Origin of the sequence: Pseudomonas fragi, assembly GCF_002269505.1 — a bacterium.
GTDB lineage: Bacteria > Pseudomonadota > Gammaproteobacteria > Pseudomonadales > Pseudomonadaceae > Aquipseudomonas > Aquipseudomonas fragi_D.
Map to the genome: position 1 here is coordinate 121,143 of NZ_NQKQ01000009.1, position 23,074 is coordinate 144,216.

The following is a 23,074-nucleotide window of genomic DNA, read 5'->3' on the forward strand; positions in this document are numbered from 1 at the left end:
GTTGGAAAACTGCAACTGTGGGAGCGAGCCTGCTCGCTCCCAGTATCTACAGAGGCTGCAAACTCAAGCCTGCGCCTGCCACGTCATGGGCGGCACAAAGCTTTCGAGCTCGTCTTCAACGCACTGGATGATGCGGCCCACTTGACCGGGGGTCATGACCGTCGAACAGGGGATACCGGCGACAGCAATCACGGTTTCGCCACTGGCACGGTCAAACAGTCGGGCCACCATGCTGCCGGGCGCGTCCATGGTCGCCTCGAAGCCCATCGGGTGGAAATGCCAGCGCATCAGTTGGCAGGCATTGGGGAAGGTGACCTTGTTGATGTTGTCCATCGGGTACATAGAGCAATTCCTTTAGCTCAAGATGTCGGGCGGTTGTTTCTGACCGCATGTGTTTGCGAGTATTTCGTGTTCAAACCTAGCATCCAAAAGCCTTGCTGCTAAGCCTTTTTTGCCCTGCAACCCGGTTGTTTGCCCGTACTTTGATGTGAATCATGCACTTAGGTGATTTATCCGCTGCCTGTAGCCATTGAAGGCCACACGCAAACTCGGCACTCTGTGTTTTTTGCCTTGAGCCTGCCATGCGAGCCCCAGACGACGGCCCCGAAAATACCCGCGCCACCGGCGAAACCGTGCTGCGTTACCACCTGTGCTGGAAGCATCGTGATCTGGACGGGGTCATGGCGCTGTATCACCCCGATGTGACCTACAACGATTTCTTCCAGAATCGGGTCATGCTGCTCGATGAACTGCGCGAGTATGTGCAGTCGTCCATGCCCAGAGAGCCGGATGAGGCCCTTGAGCACAGCGATCGCATCCGCCTGGATGGCAATACCGCGTTTATTCAATACCGCATGACTTTGCGCGGCAGCCAGGGCCTGGTGTCATTTCGTGCCAGTGAGGCAATTACCGTGCGCGACGGGCTGATCTGGCAGGTCAATGAGTACGCCTCGCTGGTTCATGAAGCGGTGGCCAGCCTGGCCCGGCAGGGCTCGTTGCGCCCGGCGGCAAGCCGGCTGGGGCTGTCGGCGCGTCAGTTGAGCTTTATGGCGCAAGACCTGCAAACCTACTTTGAACGCCAGCAGCCCTTTCTGGACCCTGAACTCGATCTGCAACAGGTAGCCAGAGCCTGTGGTTATACGCGCAACCAGATGTCGTATCTGCTGAATCAGGTGCTCGGACAAAGCTTTTACCGCTATGTGAATCAGGCGCGCCTGCGCCATGTTCTGGCGGCGATGGACGTAGCTGCAACCCCGGTCAAGGTGGATGAAATGGCCTTTGCGGCAGGCTTCAACTCGATTTCGGCGTTTTACAGCTGTTTTCGCCAGCACACCGGGCAATCGCCCAAGGCGTATGCCAAACAAATTTCTTTGCGGGCACGCACGCAAGACGCGCCCTGATGCCAGCGACTAGGATCGAGCCATTCCTGGATCGGTGTGGAGTCGCAAATGCCAGCATGGCGTTCAATCAGTTTATGGATGGACCAGCTCGGGGAGGACCTGACGCCTCGCCCGTCCCTTGAGCACGATCTGGATGTCGATGTGGTCATTATCGGTGCCGGCTATACAGGGCTCTGGACCGCCTATTACCTCAAGCGCCATGCGCCCGGGCTGAGCATTGCCATTGTTGAAGCGCAAACGGCCGGTTTTGGTGCGTCGGGGCGCAATGGCGGCTGGCTGATGGGCAACCTGTTGGGCGAAGACCGCTTGCTGGCAGGCCTGTCTGTGGAACAGCGGCGCCAATCCTTCGATTTGCTGCACGGCATTCCCGATGAAGTCAAAAACGTTATCGATCGTGAAGGTATCGACTGCGATTATCGCAAGGGCGGCGGGTTGTATTGCGCGGCACGCTACCCGGAGCAGGAAGCCAGCTTGCGCCGCTATCTGGCGAGCCTCTATAGCGAAGGCTTGAATGAATCCGACTACCGCTGGTTGAGCCCCGCCGAACTGGCAGAGCAAATCCGTGTGGCAAAACCGTATGGCGGCATTTTCACCCCCCATATTGCCACCCTCCATCCTGCCAAGCTGGTACGTGGACTGGCCCGTGCCGTTGAGCGCATGGGGGTACAGATCTACGAACAAAGTCCGGTCACTGAATGGCATGCAGGGTTTGCCCGCACCGCCGTGGCGCAAGTGCGCAGCCGTTGGGTGGTGCCAGCCGTGGAAGGTTACGCCAACACCTTGGCGCCTTTGGGACGCTATCAACTGCCGGTACAAAGTCTGATCGTGGCAACAGAGCCATTGTCTCAAGTCACTTGGAACGAGATCGGTCTGAGTCAGGGCCAGGCCTTCAGCGAAAGCAGCCGGCAAGTCACCTACGGTCAGCGCACCGCAGACAATCGCCTGGTGTTCGGTGCCCGCGGTGGTTATCAGTTCGGTGGGCGCCTGCGTGAGAATTTCGACCTCAGCAGCGACGAAATCGAACTGCGTCGCTATTTGTTCAGTGAACTGTTCCCGCAGCTTAAAAACGTCGAGATCAGCCACGCCTGGGGCGGCAATCTGGGCATGTCGCGACGGTTTCAGCCGCACATGCTCTGCGATCACCAACAAGGCATTGCCCTGGCCGGTGGCTACGGCGGTGAGGGGGTAGGCGCCAGTCATTTGGGCGGGCGCACCCTGGCCGACCTGATTTTGCAGCGCGACACCCTTGAGGTGAGGCAACCCTGGGTGTTGACCGCAGGCGGGCTTGGCGCACTCAAGGCCTGGGAACCTGAACCCTGCCGCTGGCTGGGTTACAACGCGATCATTCGCAGCTTTGTGTACGAAGACAAAACCCTTGCCAATCCGCACAGCCCGCCCTGGCGTCGGCAGTTTGCCAGTCGCATGGCCGGGTTTATGGAAGGCTTCATGCATTAACCAACACGTGCGCTTAACAGGAAGCATCCCATGAGCATCACTCAGTTCAAAAACACCGCCAACGTCACCCTGCAGGAGTCTTTCTCCGTCGCTGTGCCGCTGGGTACGCCAGTGGCGGTGACGTCGGTGACCTGCGTCGAGCGCAACGACGGTGTCGAAACCGGTATCTGGGAATGCACCCCGGGCCGTTGGCGTCGGCAGATCATGGAGCAGGAGTTCTGCCACTTTATTCAAGGACGCTGCACCTTCACCCCGGATGACGGTGAAACCCTGACCATAGAAGCGGGCGATGCACTGATGTTGCCTGCAAACAGCACCGGCATCTGGGATATCCAGGAGACCGTGCGCAAGACTTATGTATTGATCCTTTGATCGCCGAAACCTGCCTATAAAAACAGCTGCCCAAAACATGCAAGGAATCGAATCATGATCCGTATGACCCTGTTGCCCCTGATGCTGGCCGGTACGCTGTGTCAGGCCGCCGAGACCGTGAAGGTTTATAACTGGTCGGACTACATTGCTCCCGACACGATGAAGAACTTCCAGCGTGACACCGGCATTGCCTTCAGCTATGACCTGTTCGACAGCAACGAGACGCTGGATGGCAAATTGATGACGGGGTCATCGGGCTATGACGTGGTATTTCCGTCCAACCATTTCATGGCACGGCAGATCCAGGGCGGGGCACTGAAGAAGCTCGACAAGAGCCAGTTGCCGAACTGGAAAAACCTCAACCCGGTGCTGCTCAAGGCACTGCAGGTCAATGATCCGGGCAACGAACATGGTTTTCCTTACTTGTGGGGCAGCACCGGGATTGGCTACAACGTCGCCAAGGTCAAGGCCGTGCTCGGCGAAGATGCGCCGGTGGACTCCTGGGACCTGATTTTCAAGCCCGAAAATATGCAGAAGCTGAAATCCTGCGGCGTGGCGATTCTGGATAATGGCCCGGAGGTCTTGCCTGCGGCGCTCAACTATCTGGGTTTGCCTCATCACAGCAAAAACCCGGCTGACTACAAGAAAGCTGAAGAGTTGCTGCTTAAGGTCCGACCTTATATCAGCTACTTTCATTCATCGAAGTACACCAGTGACCTGGCCAACGGCAATATTTGCGTAGCGGTAGGTTTCTCAGGGGATATCTTGCAGGCCGAAACCCGGGCCAAAGAGGCCGGCAATGGCGTCGAGATCGGTTATTCGATTCCCAAGGAAGGCGCCGCTATCTGGTTTGACATGGTTGCCATGCCCGCCGATGCGCCGGACGAAAAAGCCGCCTACAGCTTTATGAACTACCTGCTGCGCCCGGACGTGATGGCCGGGATCAGCAACTATGTGCATTACGCCAATGGCAACGAGCAGGCCGATGCCTTGGTCAGCCCTGAAATCAAGGCTGACACCAAGGTTTATCCAACCCCTGCCATGATGGACAAGCTGTTTGCCCTGGAGGCCATGCCGCTGAATATTGACCGGGTGCGCACGCGCGTCTGGACCAACATCAAAAGCGGCAAGTAATCAGCGTAATGCCTGCGGGTTAACCAGGTTGGCCGGGCGTTCACCGGCCAATGCCGCCAGCAGGTTATCGACCGCGCAACGGGCCATGGCTTCACGGGTTTCGAGAGTCGCCGAGCCGATATGCGGAGTGGCCACCACGTTATCCAGTTGCAGCAGCGGCGAGCTCAGTTCCAGCGGTTCACGCTCGAACACATCCAGCCCGGCAGCGCGGATCTGGCCTTGTTGCAGGGCGTTGATCAGTGCCGCTTCGTCTACCACCTTGCCGCGCGAGATATTGATAAAAATGCTCTCGCGGCGCATCAGGGCGAATTGCTCGGCACCGATCAAGCCTTCGGTTTGTGCGGTCAGCGGCAAGGTCAGGCAGATAAAATCGGCCTCTTGCAGCAGTTCGTCGAGGCTGCGGTATTGCGCATTAAAGCGTGCTTCTACTGCAGGTTTGGGCGAGTTGCTGTGGTAGATCACTGGCATGCCGAAACCAAAGTGGCCGCGTTGCGCCAGGGCTTCGCCGATGCGACCCATACCGATAATGCCCAGGGTCTTGCCATGCACGTCGGTGCCGAAATGCTCGGGGCCGACGTTTTTCACCCATTGACCATTGCGCACCATGTTGGCCAGTTCCACCACCCGGCGGGCGCTGGCCATAACCAGGGCAAAACCGGTGTCTGCAGTGGTTTCGGTGAGTACATCGGGGGTGTTGGTGAGCTGGATCTTGCGCTCGGTCATATAGTCGATGTCGTAGTTGTCGACACCGACCGACACACTGGCCACCGCCTCAAGTTCCGGTGCCAGGTCCAGCAGTTGCGCGTCCAGTTTCAGGCTTGCGCCCAAAATGCCCTGGGCCCGGGGCAGGGCAGCACGCAGTTGGTCCATGCCCGCAGCGTCGAGCTTCTCGATCAGCGTGACATTGGCATGGGCTTCAAGGCGCTGCATCAGCGCATCGGAGAGTTGCTTGTAAAGTACGACATTCTTTTTCAAGGGATTCACCGACATTGAATTCATGAGTGGGCCAGACGTTGCGAGGTGCTGAGTTGCGGTGCAGCAGGGTCTTTGGCCGCGGGTTTGAGCATCAGGGTCAGCAGCACCGAGATCAGCAGCGCGCCGCTCATCAGCAGAAAGGACGCCCCCGTCGAGCCGGTGGAACTGTTCAGGTAACCCACCAGATACGAGCCGGCAAACGAGCCCAGAGCGCCCATGCTGTTAATCAGCGCCATCGCGCCACCGGCCACGTTGGACGGCAGGATTTCCGGAATGATGGCGAAAAACGGACCATAAGGGGCGTACATGCAACCGCCGGCGATCACCAGCAGAACGTAGGACCACCAGAAGTGTTCTGCACCCAGCATGTAGGAACCGTAGAACGCGATAGAGGCGATCAGCAGCGGCGGCCAGACGAAGCGTTTGCGCTTTTGCATTTTGTCCGAGCCCCAGGACACCACCAGCATTGCGATCACGGCCGCCAGATACGGCAGGGCCGAGAGCCAGCCGGCTTCGATCATGTCCATCTGCGCGCCTTGCTTGAGAATCGACGGCAGCCACAGCACAAAGCCGTACACGCCGATGCTCCAGCAGAAGAACTGCAAGGCCAGCAGGATAACGGCGGGGGTACGGAACGCCGCAGCGTAGTTTTTCACCGGCTTGAGGCCCACTTGCTCGGCATCCAGCGCGCTTTGCAGGTCTTGCTTCTCCTGATTGCTCAGCCATTTGGCTTCGCTTGGGCGGTCATCGGCCAGGCGCCACCAGATAAAGGCCCAGAGCACTGCCGGCAGGCCCTCGACGATAAACATCCAGCGCCAGCTGTAATGCTGCACCAGATAACCCGATACCACCGACATCCACAGCATGGTTACCGGGTTGCCGAGGATCAGGAAGGTATTGGCACGCGAGCGTTCGGCACGGGTGAACCAGTGGCACAGGTACACCAGCATGGCAGGCATCACGGCCGCTTCAACCACCCCGAGGGTAAAGCGGATAACGATCAGCCAGTAGGCGTTGGACACTACGCCGGTCAATGTGGCCAGGCTACCCCAGAGGATCAGACTGACAAAGATCAGCTTTTTTACGCTGTTTCTCTGGGCGTAGATCGCCCCGGGCACCTGAAAGAAGAAGTAACCCAGAAAGAACAGCGCGCCCAGCAGCGACGACAGGCCGGGGGTGATATTGAGGTCTTCGGCCATGCCGGAGGCAGCCGCGAAGCCGTAGTTGGCACGGTCAAGGTACGCCAGGCTGTAGGTGATAAACACGATCGGCATGATGTACCACCAACGACGGGCGGCGAGTTTTAGCGATTGCATAGAGGGTGCTCCTGAGCTTGTTTTTGTTTTTTCGCAGCAGGTGACAGATCAAGCAGATAGCGGTGTTTCAAGGGGCGCGAGCAGCGCGTTGTAGTGGTTCAGTTCGGCACGGGTGGGCAGGCCTTCCATATCGCCCCGGCTCTGTACGGCGCGGCTGCCGATCCAGTTGCCGCGTTGTACCGCCTGGGCAAAGCCGAGGTTTTCCAGCAAGGCACTGATCACGCCAACGGCAAAGCCGTCACCGGCGCCGACCGTGTCGATAACATTGGCCACCGCTACCGCCGGCACGAACTGTTCAGCCTGGGCGGTGCGGTAGTACGCGCCCTTGGCACCCAGTTTGATGATCACGGCTTCAGCACCCTGGTCCAGGTAGAAGGCGGCGATATCGGACGGGTCGTCAAAACCTGTCAGTAAGCGGCCCTCACTCAAGCCCGGCAGCACCCAGTCGGCGTGGGCAGCGAGGGCATTGATGTCGCGAATCATCTGTTGCTCGCTGGCCCACAGCGAAGGGCGCAGATTGGGGTCGAACGACACGCTGTTGCCTGCTGCACGCATCGACTTCATCAGTTCAAAGGACAGCTCATTGCAGCTTGCCGACAGGGCTGGCGGAATGCCGGTGGCGTGTAAATGCCGGGCTTCGAGCAGTTGCGGGTTGAGCAGGGAGCGGTCCATATGGCTGGCGGCCGAACCGCGGCGGAAGTACTCCACCTGCGGGTCGCTGCCATCGTCAACGCGGGATTTGAACTGAAAACCTGTCGGATGTTGCGGGTCGACGGCCACATGCTGGCAATTGAGCCCCTCGGCTTGCAGTGTGTTGAGCACAAAGCGGCCCAGCGAGTCAGCGCCAACGCGGCTCAGCCAGGCCACATTGAAACCCAGTCGGGCCAGGCCAATGGCCACATTGCTGTCCGCCCCTGCAATCCGTTTGTGAAAGCGTTCGACCATGGCCAGGTCGCCGGTTTCTTCGGCTACCAACATGGCCATGGTTTCGCCAAACGACAGCACATCGACCTTAGACATGGCTCAGCTCCTGTTGCTTGTGGCTCAAGCGCGCCAGTACGGCGACGTGTTCCTGGGTCAAGCCGTCCAGATCCGAGCCTTGCAGCGGATACTCGATGGCCCGCGTCAGACCGTGGGGCATATGGGTCATCAGGTGCTGCCAGTGCTGCAGGTCGGTGTCGGTCGGCGGGGTGGCGACCAGCTTGCCGTCCGGGCGACGGCTTACGCCTTTGCAGTGCAGGTAGGTGACATAGCGGCCCAGCAGACGGGCTGCGGTGCTGGCCGACTGATCCTGCCAGTGCCAGTTGCCGATATCGAAGGTCATGCTGATCGGCGCTTGCTGCTGCTCGACTTGATCGAAAAAGCGCTGCATGGGCTCGATACGTCCGCCATAGGAGGTTTGGTCGTTCTCCACCAGCAGGCGTACCGGTTGCTGGTTGAGCAGGGCCGCCAGGTTTTGCAGGTCACAGTGTTCGGTGAAATAGCCCAGCGACACTTTCAGCCATTGGGCGCCAAAGGCGTGGGCGCGCTGCAGGGTGGCCTGCAATTGAGTGTTGGGCCGTGACTGCCCGGCTTCCCACAGTTCCAGCGGCGATGAGAATACGCATTCAAGCCCCTGTTCCTGCACGCCCTGGCTGAAAGCGAGCGGATCTTCTGTGGTCAGCAGTTCTTCGCGCAGTTCGATGCGTGACACACCGGCGTTGGCCAACACTTCAATAAAGCTGGCCTGGCCGCGCTGGCGAACCAGGTCGGCACCGTAGCTAGACAAACTGATGGAAACGGGAAATGTAGTCATTGTCATTATTCTCTGAAACCGGTTTCATTTTGTTGTGCGTCAAACGGCTGGCAACCGGGTCAAGGTTGCCAGCCACTAAAGTGTCAGGTAGTCGGGGGCTGTCGGGTGGAGCCGCGAACAATCAACTGCGGGGCAAAATCCAGCGCCAGAGGTGCAGATTTGTCACCGCCCAGGCGTTTAAGCAGGCAGTCAAAGGCACTGGCACCGATCTGTTGCGTGGGCTGGGCCAGGGCGGTGATGCCGTTGCCCACCAGCGGGAACCATTCCAGGTCATCCAGGGCAATCAGGCCCACGTCTTCAAACAAGCGGCAATTCAAGTCGCGCAGTACCTGGGTACAGGCCAGCGCGGCCAGGCCATTGGCGCAGAATATGGCCTTGGCGCCGTTACCGGGTGCTTGCACAAATGTCTGGATAGCCACGCGCAGGCCCGCACCGGTTGTGACCACGGCGCCGTGCAGAGCAGGGTGGGTAGCCAACTGGCGGGTAAAACTGTCGATGCGTTCGATCCGCGAGCTGGTGCCATCGACCGGTTCGCTGACCATCAGCACATCGCGGTAGCCTTGCTGCTCAAGATGCTCCAGGGCCATGCGCACCGCGTCGGCATTGTCCAGGCCTACAAGGTCGGTGTGCAGTTGTTCGACTTTGCGGTCGATCAGCACGATGGGCATCTCCTGATGCAGCTCTTGCAGTGCATCAGGGTCATGGCCAAGGGTGTTAAGAATCAGGCCTTCGATATTGTAGGAACGCAGAGCTGCCAGATGCTGCCGCTCTTGCTCGTCATTGCGGTCGGTGTTGCACACCACCAGGTTATAGCCGTGCAGGCGGCAAGCGGTTTCGACACCGTGCATGACAGCGATGGAGTAGGGGTTGCGGATATCGGCCACCAGCATGCCGATCAGCCGCGTACGTCCGCGTTTAAGGCCACGGGCCATTTGATTGGGGCGATAGCCCAGGTCATTGATGGCGCGCTCGATCCGTTCAGCGATGGCTTCGGAGAGCAAGGCGCGGTCTTCGCCGATAAAGCGCGACACGCTGGCTTTGGAAACGCCGGCGCGCTGGGCAACATCGAGCATGGTCACGCGGGTGCGCTGAGCTGCGGAAAAACTGTTCACGGCCTGAAACCTTTTATTGGTGTTATCGCAGGCGATTTCGCGAATGCACGCTGAAACCGGTTTCATGGAAACCCAAATGCCCCGGCGACGTCAAGTGACAATGGTTTTAAGGAGTACATGGAACCTGTAGTCGCTGAGGAGCGCAGCGAGGTTGCGATCGGCTGCGAAGCAGTCGTAAAACCAGGCAACCCGGAAATTCAGGCACACCGTGTTAAGCGGTTTACGAGCGCTTCGCGCTCGATCGCAGCCTCGCTGCGCTCCTCAGCGACTACAAAGAGTTGGATATTTGCCAGTTACGACGCAAACTTATCAATAGACGACATGTTGTATATAACAATCGAGAATTGAAAGTGATACGAAAGTTATATGACGGGTGTTATATCAATACAGTATCGGCCCAAGTTCAAGACGGTTGAGAAGTCTCTTGATTTAACTTTTTGTGTTCAGACCGCGCAGTCAGTTATTGGTCGTTCGCAGATAAAAAAATACTTTCGGTCAAGTATTCAATGTTTTCGGTAGTTTCCGGCGTTTGCGCAAATCAACCATGAAATAGTGCTGGACTAAATATTTCAGATTGTGTCAGTTTCACTCCGCCATAAAACGGCGAGTGATAGGACGATCTCGCCAAGGGGTCGTCGTGGTCTGTCAAAAAACTTTCTACTGCTAAACAAGGAAATGTTTACATGTCGAAACTTAAAGAGAAAGCAGCACTGTTCGTTGGCCAGGTGCAAGCGGCAAACACCGGCAGTTCTGCCTTCACTCAGATTGATAACTTCAGCCATTTCTATGATCGCGGTGATCATCTGGTCAATGGCAAACCTTCGCTCACCACCGACCAGGCCGCGGATCAGCTCACGCGTTCCGGGGCCAGCTGGCATGACCTCAACGGCGATGGTGTGATCAACCTCACCTATACATTCCTCACGGCGCCGCCGGTGGGTTTCGCCACCCGTGGCCTGGGCACGTTCAGCCAGTTTTCTTCGCTGCAAAAGGAACAGGCCAAGCTGTCACTGGAGTCCTGGGCCGATGTCGCCAAAGTGACCTTCACTGAAGGCCCGGCAGCCCGTGGCGGGGATGGCCACATGACCTTCGCCAACTTCAGTGCCAGCAACGGCGGTGCAGCATTTGCCTACCTGCCCAGCAGTGCGCGCAAAGGCGAGTCGTGGTACTTGATCAACAAAGACTATGCGGTCAACAAAACTCCGGGCGAGGGTAACTACGGCCGTCAGACCCTGACTCACGAAATCGGCCACACCCTGGGCCTGTCGCACCCGGGTGACTACAACGCCGGCAATGGCAACCCGACATACCGGGATGCGGTGTATGGCGAAGACACCCGCGCCTACAGCGTCATGAGTTACTGGAGTGAAAGCAACACCGGTCAGCATTTCACCAATAGTGGCGAAGGTGCCTACGCCTCTGCGCCATTGCTGGATGATATTGCGGCGGTGCAGAAACTCTATGGCGCGAACCTCGAAACCCGCGCTGGCGATACGGTCTATGGCTTCAACTCCACCGCCGATCGTGATTTCTACAGCGCAACGTCTGCCAGTTCCAAGCTGATTTTCTCGGTGTGGGACGGTGGCGGTAACGACACGCTGGACTTCTCCGGTTTCACCCAAAACCAGAAAATCAACCTCACTGCCGGTTCGTTCTCCGATGTTGGCGGCATGACCGGTAACGTGTCGATTGCCCAGGGTGTCACCGTGGAAAACGCCATTGGCGGTTCGGGCAACGATCTGCTGATCGGCAACAGCGCTGACAATGTGCTCAAGGGCGGTGCCGGCAACGACATCCTCTACGGCGGTGGCGGGGCAGATACCTTGTGGGGCGGAACGGGTGCTGATGTGTTTGTGTTTGGCGCGGTGTCAGACTCTGCGCCGGGTGCAGCCGATATCATCATGGACTTCCAGTCCGGCATCGACAAAATCGATGTCTCGGCCATCACCAAACTGGCGGGGCTGAACTTTGTTGATGCCTTCACGGGCCGTGCCGGTGAAGCGGTTATCAGCTATGACCAGGCCAGTAATCTGGGGCATTTTGCAGTCGACTTCAGCGGTCACGCTGTAGCCGATTTCCTGGTTAACACTGTGGGACAAGTGGCAACTTACGACATCGTCGTCTAAGCCTGCCGGTACCGGGGCAGTGCGCAAGCGCTGCCCTCTGCCGGCTGGCGTCAAGGGATGAGCCCTATGGCATGCAGAAATTTCAAGGTAATGGGGCTTGTCGCCGCGTTACTGACATTTACCACGGAGAGCACCATGGCCAGTTCCCTGTTGCTGCTGAGCCCCGCACAACTGGCGGGCAGTTGGACGTTTTACCCGCAGGACGATGCAAAGGACCGTTGTACAGTACAACTGGTTGCCGAACACAAAAGCTTTAACAGTGCTGTCAAGTGCCTGCAAGCATGGTTGGGCGAAGTGCCGAAAAGTTGGTCGCCAACACCCGACGGTATTTACCTGATGGGGCCGGACGGAACGGCGCTGGTGCATATGAATCGTATTGAACCGGGACGCTATGAAGCGCAGCTTAAATCAAAAGCAGTATTGGTCATGGTGCGCGAACAGCCGTAAATAGTTGTTGGCTCGCAAGATGAGTTGTTGATGTCCGCGCCGAAAGCCTGGCGGCACGGCTAGAGTGTGCCTGACAGTTTTTTAAGGTGTGCATGCAGTTTTAATCGATCAAGGAAGATTCATGAGGCGAGTGAATAACAGCACGGTCGCACCGTTGATTCATGCGCTGGCGGACTATAAAAAAATATTGATCAGCGTTGGCTGTTTTACGGCATTGATCAATATATTGATGCTGGTGCCGTCAATTTACATGCTGCAGGTCTATGACCGGGTGTTGTCTTCGCAGAACACGACAACGCTGGCCATGTTGTCGTTGATGGTGGTGGGTTTTTTCATCTTTATCGGTACGCTGGAAACCGTCCGCAGCTTTATTGTGATCCGCATCGGCAGCCAACTGGAGCGCCGGTTCAACCAGCAGGTGTACCGTGCTGCGTTCGAGCGCAACCTGTTCAGCGGCCAGGCCCATGCCGGGCAGGCGCTGGGGGATTTGACCCTGATCCGCCAGTTTGTAACCGGCCCCGCACTGTTTGCCTTCTTCGATGCGCCCTGGTTTCCGGTGTATCTGGCGGTGATTTTTATGTTCAGCCCGTGGCTCGGGTTGATGGCGACGGCAGGGGCGCTGCTGTTGATTGCACTGGCGTGGATCAATGAAGTCATGACGCGCCAGGCCTTGCGTCGGGCCAGCCAGTATTCCCTGCAGTCGAGCCAACTGGCCACCAGCCATTTGCACAATGCCGAGACCATTCAGGCAATGGGTATGCTGGGCGTATTGCGCAAGCGCTGGTTTGAGCTGCACTCCCGGTTTTTGGCCGAGCAAAACAAGGCCAGCGACACCGGCGCGGTGATCGGCTCGGTGAGCAAAACCTTGCGCTTGTGCCTGCAGTCGCTGGTGTTGGGGCTGGGTGCCCTGCTGGTTATCCAGGGCGACATGAGCGCGGGCATGATGATTGCCGGTTCGATTTTGATGGGCCGTGTACTCAGCCCCATCGATCAGTTGATTGCTGTCTGGAAGCAATGGAGTTCCGCCCGGCTGGCCTACCAGCGCCTGGACAGCTTGCTGCGCGAGCATCCACCGGGCGCAGATCGCCTGGCCTTGCCCGCGCCCAAGGGGCAGGTGAGCTTTGAACAGGTCAGCGCCGCGCCGCCAGGCATCAGGCAGCCGACCTTGCATCAGGTCAGCTTCAGTCTTGAGCCTGGCGAGGTGCTCGGCGTGCTGGGGGCGTCGGGTTCCGGCAAGTCGACCCTGGCGCGGGTGCTGGTGGGCGTGTGGCCGACGCTGGCAGGCACGGTGCGCCTGGACGGTGCGGACATACATCAATGGGACCGTGATCAGTTGGGCCCGCATATCGGCTACTTGCCCCAGGATATCGAGCTGTTCAGCGGCAGCATTGCCGACAATATCGCCCGTTTTCACAACGCCGATGCCCGCCTGGTGGTGGCTGCAGCCCAGCAAGCCGGTGTTCACGAGATGATTCTGCGCCTGGCCCACGGCTACGACACGCTATTGGGTGACGAGGGCAACGGCCTGTCGGGCGGGCAAAAGCAGCGCGTGGCGCTGGCTCGTGCGTTGTATGGCAACCCGCGACTGGTGGTGCTGGATGAACCCAACTCCAGCCTCGATGCGCCGGGTGATGCGGCATTGAACCGGGCCATTGCTCACCTCAAGGCACAGGGCTGCACCGTCGTGCTGGTGACTCACCGCTCCACCTCGCTGGCCCAGGCTGACAAGCTGCTGGTCCTCAATGAAGGGCGTTGTCAGATATTCGGCCCGAGTGCAGAGGTACTCAAGGCGTTGTCTGGCGCCCAGCAACAGCCGGCAGCGAGTGCTACCCAACGTCAGAGTGCAGGCGCATGAGCAAGGACGCGGCGATCATGAATGAACACAATCAAACCCCCAAGGGCGAACGCAGTGCCGGTTATTACACCCGCGCAGGCTGGCTGCTGACAGTGGTCGGTGCCGGCAGTTTTTTCTTGTGGGCCAGTCTTGCTCCGCTGGACGAAGGCATTGCGGTGCCGGGCACTGTGGTGGTGTCGGGCAAGCGCAAGGCGGTACAGTCTCTGGGCGGCGGAGTGATGAGCCAGATTCTGGTGCGCGAAGGCCAGACCGTGCGTCAGGGCGAGCCGCTGTTTCGGCTTGACCAGACCCAGGTCGAAGCCGACGTCCAGTCGTTGCGGGCGCAGTACCGCATGGCCCTGGCCAGCCTGTCCCGCTGGCAAAGCGAGCGGGACAATCTGGCCCGGGTAAGTTTTGCCGAGCAGTTGACCCGGGACCCTGACCCGCGTCTGGCCCTGGTGATGGAAGGTCAGCAACAGTTGTTCAGCAGTCGACGTGAAGCGCTGGCCCGTGAACAGGCCGCGCTGAGGGCAAGTATCGAAGGCGCCAGCCAGCAGTTGGGTGGCATGCGCAGGGCGCGTGGCGACCTGATGGCCCAGGCCGGGTCTTTGCGTCAACAGTTGAGCAATCTGCGGCCACTGGCAGAAAACGGCTACATACCGCGTAACCGTCTGATGGAATACGAGCGGCAATTGTCCCAGGTGCAGCAGGATCTGGCGCACAACGCGGGTGAAAGCGGGCGTATCGAACAGGGCATTCTTGAGTCACGTCTCAAACTGGCGCAACAGACTGACGAGTACCAGAAAGACGTGCGCAGCCAACTGGCCGATGCGCAACTGAAAACCCTGACCCTGGAACAACAGTTGGCGTCAGCCGGCTTTGATCTGTTGCACAGCGAAATCACGGCGCCGGCCGATGGCATTGCCGTCAATCTGAGTGTGCATACCGAAGGCGCAGTGGTGCGCGCGGGTGAAACCTTGCTGGAAATCGTGCCCCAGGGTACGCACCTGGAGGTGGAGGGACGCTTGCCGGTGAATCTGGTGGACCGCGTGGGTAGCCAGTTGCCGGTTGATATTCTGTTCACTGCCTTCAACCAAAGCAGTACGCCGCGGGTGTCGGGGCAGGTGAACCTGGTTTCGGCCGATCAGTTGCTCGATGAAAAAACCGGGATGCCGTATTACGTGCTGCGCAGTTCGGTCAGCGACCAGGCGCTGGAGAAACTCAACGGCCTGGTGATCAAGCCCGGCATGCCCGCCGAAATGTTTGTCCGTACGGGCGAGCGCTCGCTGCTCAACTACTTGTTCAAACCCCTGCTCGATCGAGCAGGCTCTGCGCTGAGTGAGCGCTAGGATGCCGCCAATAATGAGAACGGCTGCACGGTTGGCCATGGGTCTTTACCTGTGGGCAGGCATCGCTGGCAGCGCCCAGGCATTGGGCCCGTTCCAGGTCTACGAACTGGCGCTGCGCAATGACCCTGAATTCCTCGGTGCCATCCAGGAGCGGGATGCGGGCCAGGAGAGCCGTGCCATAGGCCGTGCCGGTCTGCTGCCCAAACTCTCGTACAACTACAACAAGGGCCGCAACAACTCCCAAGCCACCTATATGAATGATCGCGGCAACAGCCACGAAGACCGCAATTACAACAGTTATGGTTCGACGCTCACCGTGCAGCAGCCCTTGCTCGATTACGAGGCATACGCCAACTACCGCAAAGGGGTGGCGCAGGCGCTGTTTGCCGACGAGACCTTTCGCAGTAAAAGCCAGGAGTTGCTGGTGCGGGTGCTGACCCACTACACCCAGGCCCTGTTCGCACAGGATCAGATCGACAACGCCCGGGCCAGGAAAAACGCCTACGAGCAACAGTTTCGTCAGAACCAGCATCTGTTTCGCCAGGGCGAAGGTACGCGCACCGACATTCTGGAAGCCGAGTCCCGTTACGAGCTGGCCAGCGCCGAAGAAATCCAGGCTCGCGACGAGCAGGATGCGACCTTGCGCGAGCTGGGTGCATTGATGGGCGTGGCAGCGGTGAGCATCGATGAGCTGACTCCGCTGGCCAACAGCTTCACCTCACTGGCGCTGGAGCCGGCGAACTTTTCGGGCTGGCACGCGTTGGCGCTGGAGCGTAACCCGTTGCTGGCATCGCAGCGTGAAGCGATGGAGGTGGCCAGGTATGAAGTTGAGCGCAACCGCGCGGGGCATCTGCCCAAGCTCAATGCCTATGCCAGCGTGCGCAAGATGGAATCCGAGAGTGGCAACACCTACAACCAGCGCTATGACACCAACACCATCGGCATCGAAATCAGCCTGCCGCTGTATGCGGGGGGCGGGGTGACGGCGTCGGTGCGTCAGGCCAGCAGCAATCTGGCCCGGGTGGAATACGAGCTGGAGGGCAAGACTCGCGAAACCCTGATCGAGCTGCGGCGCCAGTTCAATGCCTGCCAGTCAGGTGAGAGCAAATTGCGCGCCTATCACAAAGCCCTGATTTCGGCCGAAGCGCTGGTGGTCTCGACCCGTCAAAGCATCCTCGGTGGGGAGCGGGTCAATCTCGATGCACTCAATGCCGAACAACAGTTGTACAGCACCCGCCGCGACCTGGCCCAGGCCCGTTACGACTATTTACTGGCCTGGACAAAGTTGCATTTTTACGCAGGTACTCTGGGTGAGCAGGATCTTGCCCGGGTCGACGAAGCCTTTATGCCGCGCGGGGGCGCGCGATAGTTTTATCAACGAAGAGGGCAACAACATGGCAATTTTTGACTACATGGATGTGGGTTCAAAGGGGTCAGCGGCGCTGGTAGCGGATGCATTGGCGCTTACGCTCTACAGCTATCACAACCTCGATAACGGATTCGCCGTGGGCTACCAGAAGAACGGCATGGGTGTCGGGCTGCCCGCCACACTGGTCAAGGCCATACTCGGCGGCACTGATTCCCAGGGAGTCGTGCCGGGGATTCCCTGGAACCCGGACTCGGAAAAACTCGCCCGCGAAGCCGTCGAAAAGGCCGGCTGGACCCCCATCAGCGCCGATCAGCTGGGATACACGGGCAAAGTCGATCAGCGCGGAACCTTTTTCGGTGAAAAGGCAGGCTATGGCAGTGCTCAAGTGGAGATCCTCGGCAAGTACGACGCGGATGGCCAGCTGACTTCCATCGGCATCGGCTTTCGTGGCACCAGCGGGCCAAGGGAGTCACTGATCACCGACTCCATCGGCGATGCCATCAGCGATTTGCTGGCGGCCATCGGGCCTGACGATTACGCCCGTAACTACAGTGCCAATGCCTTTGACACGCTACTGGGCAAAGTCGCTGCGTTCGCCAGTGCCCGGGGCCTGGGTGGTCAGGACGTACTGGTCAGCGGCCATAGCCTGGGCGGGCTGGCGGTCAATAGCCTGGCCGATTTGAGCAGCGATCATTGGGCAGGGTTCTATCGTGATGCGCGCTACATTGCCTTTGCGTCGCCCACGCAGAGTGAAAGCACGTCCAGTGTGTTGAACATCGGTTACGAAAATGACCCGGTATTCCGCGCGCTCGATGGCTCGGACTTCAATCTGTCGTCCTTGTTGGTGCACGACGCGCATCAGCCATCGGCCACCAACAACATTGTCAGCTTCAACGACCACTACGCCTCCACGGCATGGAACCTCATGCCTTTTTCGATTGCCAATGTCTCGACCTGGATCACGCACTTGCCCAATGGCTATGAAAGCGGGATGACGCGCATCCTTGATTCGGCGTTCTATGACCTGACCACCAAGGACTCGACCATCGTGGTCGCCAACTTGTCCAACCCGGCACGGGAAAACACTTGGGTACAGGATCTCAATCGCAACGCCGAGCCGCACAAGGGCAGCACCTTCATTATTGGCAGCGATGGCAATGACTTGATCCAGGGCGGGCGGGGCAACGATTTTCTCGAAGGGCGCGACGGGAATGACACCTTTCGCGACAGTGGCGGCAATAACATCATTCTGGGGGGCAAGGGCATCAATACCCTGGACCTGCAGCAGGCGCTGAACCGGGTAGCCGTGGTCAATGACGGCCAGGGCACTCTCTATGTACGTGATGCCCACGGCGGGATCACCATCGCCCGTGATATCGGCCTGCTGGTCACGCAAGAGCCGGGGTGGCTGGGCTCAAGCAAGGCGGTGACGCACCGGGTTGCCGACGACGGCCTGTGGTCCGGCAATGCCCGCATTGATTACGCGGCGGCGGTAAAGGCAGGGGCCGGTGACAGCACGCTCAAGGCCGGCGAACACGGCAGCTGGCTGCTGGGGCAGGGCGGCAATGATCATTTGATCGGATCGAGGGGCAATGATGTGTTTATCGGCGGCGCTGGCGATGATCTGCTGGAGTCGGCAGGCGGGATCAATACGTTTGTCTTCAGCGGGCATTTCGGCAACGACACGCTGCTGGGCTACCAGGCTACCGACACGCTGTTGTTTCTGGGCGTCGAGGGTGGCTCCAACGGCGATTACCGGGCCCATGCCAGTGCGTCGGGGCACGACACCGTCCTGAGCTTTGGCCAGGACTCGGTCACGCTGGTCGGCGTCGGGCTGGCCTCGCTGGCAGGTAACGACATAGTCATTGCTTAAGCAGGGGAAGCGGCAAGCCGGGGGCTTGCCGCACTTTTCAGACCTTGAACTGACGCAACAAGCCGTTGAGCTGCACACTCAGCTCCTTGAGGTGGGCACTGGTAGCGCTGGATTGTTCGGCCGCCTGCGCCGTGCCCTGGGACAACCCCGCTGCGCGGGTCACGTTCTGGTTGATGTCTTCCACCACATGGGCCTGCTGCAGGGTAGCGCTGGCAATGGAGGCATTGAGGTCGTTGAGGTTCGTCAGGGCCTGGCCAATGCTGGTCAGGCTTTGCCCGGCCTGGGTCGCCTGCTCGATGGTCAGTTGCGAAGCGCGGCTGCTGCTACCGATCACATCGACGGCGGCTTCGGAGTGCTTTTGCAGGCCTTCGATCATGGTCTGGATTTCGGCGGTGGATTTCTGGGTGCGCTGGGCCAGTAATCTGACTTCATCGGCCACCACGGCAAAACCGCGACCTTGCTCGCCCGCCCGGGCCGCTTCAATCGCGGCATTGAGAGCCAGCAGGTTGGTTTGCTCCGCAATTGAACGGATCACTTCAAGCACACTGCCAATTTCGCTGCTTTGGGTGGCCAGCGAACGAATCACCTCGACCGCCTGGTTGATGGTGCCGGACAGTTGGCCGATCTGATGCAGGCTGCTGTCGATGTTCTGCTGGCCTTGCTCGGCCTGTGATTGGGCACCACGCATTTCACTGGCAGCATGTTCGGCATTTTTGGCCACCTCCTGCACGGCATAGGTGACTTCGTTGATGGCCGTGGCCACCTGATCCATTTGCAGGGCCTGTTGCTGGCTGCGTTGCTGTGCGTCGCTGGCGTCGTTGCCCATCTCGGTCGAGGATTGCTCCAGAGCGGTAGCGGTGGCCTGCAAATGACTGATGACGTTGCGCAACTTGGCCGTAAACCCGTTGAAGTGCCGGGCCAGCAGGGTGACTTCATCCTGGCCGTGAGTATCGAGGCTACGGGTCAGGTCGCTTTCGCCACTGGCAATATTGGCCATGGCCTGCACGGCTTCCTGCAATGGTCGCACGATGCTGCGGGCGATCAGGGTGACTAGCGCGGCCATGATCAGCGCAATGCCAAGACCGGCCCAACTGGCCTTCCAGGCTTGTGCACGAAACTCGGCCTGCATATCGTCGATATACACACCCGAGCCAATGACCCAGCCCCAGGGCTCAAACAGTTGCACATAGGAGGTCTTTTGCACCGGCTCTTGCGCCCCGGGTTTTGGCCAGCGGTAGTCGACCAAACCGGCGCCCCGTGTTTTGGCCAGGCTGGCCATCTCGCTGAAAATCGCAAAGCCGTCCGGGTCCTTGATAGCCGATACGTCTTTGCCGTCGAGCTTGGGGTTGGTGGGGTGCATGACCATGTAGGGGCGCAGGTCATTGATCCAGAAATAGTCATCGTGGTCGTAACGCAGTGTGCTGACAACGCTCAGCGCCTGGTGTTGCGCGGCTTCACGGCTCAGGCTGCCTGCGGTTTCAAGGCCGTGGTAGTAGTTGAGCACGCCACTGACGGCCTGCACCACATGCCGGGTTTTCTGGGCTTTGCCTTCATACAAATCGTCATGTATCTGCTTTAGCATCAATAAACCCAACGCCAGCAGCATTGCCATTGCAACAATCAGGATCAGCCAGAGACGTCGGCTGATGGACAACCTGCGCAGGGTATTCATAAAGGGTCACTCCTTGTTTTTCTTCTTGTGGTGTTTTGCTCAACAACTTTTTTCAGACTTGCCTGTCAGACCAAACCGAAGTCATGTCATAGCAGCGAAAGTAGAACGTGTCTGATAGGATCTCGGCCGAAATTGGCAAAGCTTCATCTTTATTGATTTCTGACAGTTTTTTCACAGCGTTCTGGGGAACATGTCGCACCTTTGACCCGCTCCAGGGCCGTGGCTGCAACACCTTAATCAAGACTAATCAGCTCTGCATGAGGCAGGGCTTTATGGGGGAATAATGGATCTTTGGACTGCCGCTCAGGCGTTGATACTTGGCGTCGTTGAAGGCTTGACGGAGTTTTTGCCGATCTCGAGTACGGGCCACCAGATTATTGTGGCCGACTTGCTCAACTTTGGCGGCGAGCGGGCGATGGCGTTCAACATCATCATCCAGCTGGGTGCCATTCTGGCTGTGGTCTGGGAATTTCGCCGCAAGATTATCGACGTTGTCGTTGGTTTGCCCACCAAACCTGAAGCGCGCCGTTTTACCACCAACCTGATTATCGCGGTGATGCCTGCGGTGGTGTTGGGGGTGATTTTCGCCGACGTGATTCATGAGTACCTGTTCAACCCGATTACCGTTGCTTCGGCACTGGTGGTGGGCGGTGTGATCATGTTGTGGGCCGAGCGTCGCCAGCATGTGATTCGTGCCGAGACCGTGGACGACATGACCTGGAAAGACGCGGTAAAAATCGGTTTCGCGCAATGCCTGGCGATGATCCCCGGCACGTCGCGCTCGGGCTCGACCATCATCGGCGGCCTGCTGTTTGGTCTGTCGCGCAAGGCGGCCACCGAGTTTTCGTTCTTCCTCGCCATGCCAACCATGGTCGGTGCTGCGGTGTACTCGGGTTACAAGTACCGTCATCTGTTCCAGCCTGACGATCTGCCGGTGTTCGCGATTGGTTTTGTGACCTCGTTTATCTTCGCGATGATTGCTGTACGGGCTTTGCTGAAGTTTATTTCCAACCACAGCTATGCCGCGTTTGCCTGGTATCGCATTGCGTTCGGCCTGCTGATCCTGGCGACCTGGCAGTTTGGCTGGATCAACTGGTCAGAGGCGTAAGCGTGAGAAAGCAGGTCTCGGGTCGACGTGAGTCAGGCGCAGCACCTGCCCGGCAATCTGCGCCGATTCGTGGTCTGAAGGTCAAACTGCTGATCTGGGTTGTGCTTTGTGCACTGCCCGTCGGCGGCTCGGTGAGCGTAATGCTCACCGGGGTTAGCCGCTTTCCATTACTGGTATATGGCATTGCCAGTATTCTGGCATTTGGCCTGTACGGGTATGACAAGCAGCAGGCCAAAGCGGGTCAATGGCGCACGCCGGAGAAACTGTTGCACGCTGTTGAACTGTTGGGTGGCTGGCCGGGGGCATTGCTGGCACAGCAGATGTTTCGCCACAAAACCCGCAAGCTGTCTTATCAGGTGTGGTTCTGGCTGATCGTCGCCATGCATCAGGTGATATGGCTGGACGTGCTGTTCTTGAAAGTCACGCTGGTTGACCTGTGACGCTCAGAGCAGCAAACCGATCTGACGCTTTTTCGCCAGTTTTCCCACCACCAGTTGGTGGGAACGGCGCAGCAGATCCTTCAGTTCATCAGCCCCCATCGGGTAGGGCGCTTGCATGTTGATCCAGTACGCCCGCGCCAGATAAGGCGAGGGGCGTATGCCCGGACGGTCGACATAGCCCAGGAACAGTTCTTTCTCGACCTTGAACGAGAGTCCGTCGCGATTAAGGTTGAACAGGGCAAACATTTTGCTCTGGTCGACGAAAAAAACCTGCACACCCCCCCATTTCAGCTCTTCCTTGACGCCCGGCAAACTGCGGCAGAACTGCGCTACTTGCTCTTTGGTCATGCTGCTCATAACACTTTGTCTCCACAGCTTTCGAATGATTCGACCAAGTGGTCGATCCAGGCCCGCACAGCCGGCATCACGCCGCGTCTATGCGGGTAAACGGCATGCAGCCAGCCGCCCGGCAGCGTCCACTTTGGCAATAACTGCAACAGTTGCCCGTCTTGCAGTTCCTGCTCGCAATACATCATGGGCAATACAGTGAAGCCCAGGCCGGACAGGGTGCAGGCTTTGCGCACGACAAAGTCGTCAATGCCCAGTCGAGCCTCCAGTATCAGAGTACTGGCCTTGCCGTGCTCATCGAGCATGCGCAGATGCACCATGCGATCGGCTTCGAGCGCGCCCAGCAGCGGCACGTTTTTCAGGTCGTCGGGGCTGTCGACCGGCCACTTGCTGGCGAATTCGGGAGTGGCCACCATCACGGTCCGGGCCTGACGCAGGCGCCGCGTGACCAGCGACGGGTCTTCATCGCCTTCCTCGCGCACCCGCAAGGCTACATCAATGCCTTCGGTAACCAGATCAACCCGACGGTTGAGCAGGTTGACCTCCAGCTGTACCAGAGGATAGGCCTGCAAAAACGAGCTGATCACCCCGGGCATGAATTCATGGGCCAGCCCCACAGGGCACGACACGCGCAAGGGGCCGCGTGGCTCGCTGGACATGCTGGCGACGGCCTCGTCGGCCATCTCGGCTTCCAGCAGCATGGCCTGGCAATGGCGCAGGTAGCGCTCACCCACTGCGGTCAGCTTCAACTGGCGCGTGGTGCGTTGCAGCAAGCGGGCGCCCAGACGCTCTTCAAGCTCGGCCACGCGTCGCGAAAGGCGTGACTTGGGGATGCCCAGCAGTCGCCCGGCAGCGGCAAAACCACCGGATTCGACCACTTTGGCGAAGTAGTAAAGGTCGTTAAGGTCTTGCATGATGCGCTCACTGTCCTACAGGTGGAACGAACTAT

Annotated in this window: 21 protein-coding genes; 12 read left to right on the top strand and 9 right to left on the bottom strand. The window is 58.9% G+C overall.

Features of this window, described 5'->3' with window-relative positions; translation table 11 throughout:
* Nucleotides 1-63: 63 nt before the first annotated feature.
* Nucleotides 64-342: a DUF1652 domain-containing protein gene (locus tag CJU81_RS10505; protein WP_095036529.1), complete on the bottom strand. Its 279-nt coding sequence runs from the start codon at nucleotides 340-342 to the stop codon at nucleotides 64-66.
* Nucleotides 343-581: 239 nt separating this feature from the next.
* Here CJU81_RS10505 and CJU81_RS10510 point away from each other — a divergent pair, with 239 nt between their 5' ends.
* From CJU81_RS10510 to CJU81_RS10525, 4 genes are read left to right on the top strand one after another with little or no spacing between them, the layout of a single operon-like run.
* Complete coding sequence (locus CJU81_RS10510; protein ID WP_095036530.1) at nucleotides 582-1,400, top strand: helix-turn-helix domain-containing protein; 819 nt, start codon at nucleotides 582-584, stop codon at nucleotides 1,398-1,400.
* Nucleotides 1,401-1,448: 48 nt separating this feature from the next.
* On the top strand, nucleotides 1,449-2,855 hold the full coding sequence (locus CJU81_RS10515; protein ID WP_095036531.1) for an NAD(P)/FAD-dependent oxidoreductase: 1,407 nt from the start codon (nucleotides 1,449-1,451) through the stop codon (nucleotides 2,853-2,855).
* A gap of 30 nt (nucleotides 2,856-2,885) precedes the next feature.
* The gene (locus tag CJU81_RS10520; protein ID WP_095036532.1) at nucleotides 2,886-3,227 is read left to right on the top strand and encodes a cupin domain-containing protein; all 342 of its coding nucleotides are present in this window, start codon (nucleotides 2,886-2,888) and stop codon (nucleotides 3,225-3,227) included.
* A gap of 54 nt (nucleotides 3,228-3,281) precedes the next feature.
* Nucleotides 3,282-4,361, top strand: a complete 1,080-nt coding sequence (locus CJU81_RS10525; protein ID WP_095036533.1) for a polyamine ABC transporter substrate-binding protein — start codon at nucleotides 3,282-3,284, stop codon at nucleotides 4,359-4,361.
* Here the strand turns inward: CJU81_RS10525 and CJU81_RS10530 are convergent, their stop codons facing one another.
* The 5 genes from CJU81_RS10530 to CJU81_RS10550 form a co-directional block, all read right to left on the bottom strand.
* Nucleotides 4,362-5,336, bottom strand: a complete 975-nt coding sequence (locus CJU81_RS10530; protein WP_095036588.1) for an NAD(P)-dependent oxidoreductase — start codon at nucleotides 5,334-5,336, stop codon at nucleotides 4,362-4,364.
* A gap of 20 nt (nucleotides 5,337-5,356) precedes the next feature.
* Nucleotides 5,357-6,652, bottom strand: coding sequence for an MFS transporter (locus tag CJU81_RS10535; protein ID WP_095029400.1), 1,296 nt, complete (start codon nucleotides 6,650-6,652; stop codon nucleotides 5,357-5,359).
* Nucleotides 6,653-6,700: 48 nt separating this feature from the next.
* Nucleotides 6,701-7,672: a sugar kinase gene (locus CJU81_RS10540; protein ID WP_095036534.1), complete on the bottom strand. Its 972-nt coding sequence runs from the start codon at nucleotides 7,670-7,672 to the stop codon at nucleotides 6,701-6,703.
* Nucleotides 7,665-8,447, bottom strand: a complete 783-nt coding sequence (locus tag CJU81_RS10545; protein WP_095036535.1) for a sugar phosphate isomerase/epimerase family protein — start codon at nucleotides 8,445-8,447, stop codon at nucleotides 7,665-7,667. Before CJU81_RS10545 ends, CJU81_RS10540 begins: the two co-directional genes overlap by 8 nt.
* An 83-nt stretch (nucleotides 8,448-8,530) precedes the next feature.
* Entirely contained in the window at nucleotides 8,531-9,559 is a 1,029-nt protein-coding gene (locus tag CJU81_RS10550) for a LacI family DNA-binding transcriptional regulator (RefSeq protein WP_095036589.1), read from the bottom strand.
* Between the two features lie 683 nt (nucleotides 9,560-10,242).
* On the opposite strand from CJU81_RS10550, the gene CJU81_RS10560 reads away from it, so the two are divergent.
* From CJU81_RS10560 to CJU81_RS10585, 6 genes are all read left to right on the top strand, one after another.
* Nucleotides 10,243-11,685, top strand: coding sequence for a serralysin family metalloprotease (locus CJU81_RS10560; RefSeq protein ID WP_095036537.1), 1,443 nt, complete (start codon nucleotides 10,243-10,245; stop codon nucleotides 11,683-11,685).
* Nucleotides 11,686-11,820: 135 nt separating this feature from the next.
* A complete protein-coding gene (locus CJU81_RS10565) occupies nucleotides 11,821-12,132 on the top strand; it encodes a protease inhibitor Inh/omp19 family protein (protein WP_176464824.1) in 312 nt (103 codons plus the stop codon).
* Between the two features lie 121 nt (nucleotides 12,133-12,253).
* A complete protein-coding gene (locus CJU81_RS10570) occupies nucleotides 12,254-13,987 on the top strand; it encodes a type I secretion system permease/ATPase (protein ID WP_095036539.1) in 1,734 nt (577 codons plus the stop codon).
* A 17-nt stretch (nucleotides 13,988-14,004) separates the two neighbouring features.
* Nucleotides 14,005-15,315: an HlyD family type I secretion periplasmic adaptor subunit gene (locus CJU81_RS10575; RefSeq protein ID WP_254924861.1), complete on the top strand. Its 1,311-nt coding sequence runs from the start codon at nucleotides 14,005-14,007 to the stop codon at nucleotides 15,313-15,315.
* Nucleotides 15,316-15,328: 13 nt separating this feature from the next.
* On the top strand, nucleotides 15,329-16,684 hold the full coding sequence (locus CJU81_RS10580; protein WP_095036541.1) for a TolC family outer membrane protein: 1,356 nt from the start codon (nucleotides 15,329-15,331) through the stop codon (nucleotides 16,682-16,684).
* A gap of 25 nt (nucleotides 16,685-16,709) precedes the next feature.
* The gene (locus CJU81_RS10585) at nucleotides 16,710-18,557 is read left to right on the top strand and encodes a polyurethane esterase (protein WP_095036542.1); all 1,848 of its coding nucleotides are present in this window, start codon (nucleotides 16,710-16,712) and stop codon (nucleotides 18,555-18,557) included.
* A 37-nt stretch (nucleotides 18,558-18,594) separates the two neighbouring features.
* Here the strand turns inward: CJU81_RS10585 and CJU81_RS10590 are convergent, their stop codons facing one another.
* On the bottom strand, nucleotides 18,595-20,229 hold the full coding sequence (locus CJU81_RS10590; protein WP_095029392.1) for a methyl-accepting chemotaxis protein: 1,635 nt from the start codon (nucleotides 20,227-20,229) through the stop codon (nucleotides 18,595-18,597).
* Nucleotides 20,230-20,512: 283 nt separating this feature from the next.
* Here CJU81_RS10590 and CJU81_RS10595 point away from each other — a divergent pair, with 283 nt between their 5' ends.
* Nucleotides 20,513-21,337: an undecaprenyl-diphosphate phosphatase gene (locus CJU81_RS10595; RefSeq protein ID WP_095029391.1), complete on the top strand. Its 825-nt coding sequence runs from the start codon at nucleotides 20,513-20,515 to the stop codon at nucleotides 21,335-21,337.
* Nucleotides 21,338-21,339: 2 nt separating this feature from the next.
* Nucleotides 21,340-21,777, top strand: coding sequence for a DUF1294 domain-containing protein (locus tag CJU81_RS10600; RefSeq protein WP_254924862.1), 438 nt, complete (start codon nucleotides 21,340-21,342; stop codon nucleotides 21,775-21,777).
* Between the two features lie 3 nt (nucleotides 21,778-21,780).
* On the opposite strand, the gene CJU81_RS10605 is transcribed toward CJU81_RS10600, so the two are convergent.
* Together CJU81_RS10605 and CJU81_RS10610 are read right to left on the bottom strand one after the other, a co-directional pair.
* Nucleotides 21,781-22,125: an MmcQ/YjbR family DNA-binding protein gene (locus tag CJU81_RS10605; protein ID WP_095036590.1), complete on the bottom strand. Its 345-nt coding sequence runs from the start codon at nucleotides 22,123-22,125 to the stop codon at nucleotides 21,781-21,783.
* 5 nt (nucleotides 22,126-22,130) lie between these two features.
* A complete protein-coding gene (locus CJU81_RS10610) occupies nucleotides 22,131-23,039 on the bottom strand; it encodes a LysR substrate-binding domain-containing protein (RefSeq protein ID WP_095036543.1) in 909 nt (302 codons plus the stop codon).
* Nucleotides 23,040-23,074: the final 35 nt, after the last annotated feature.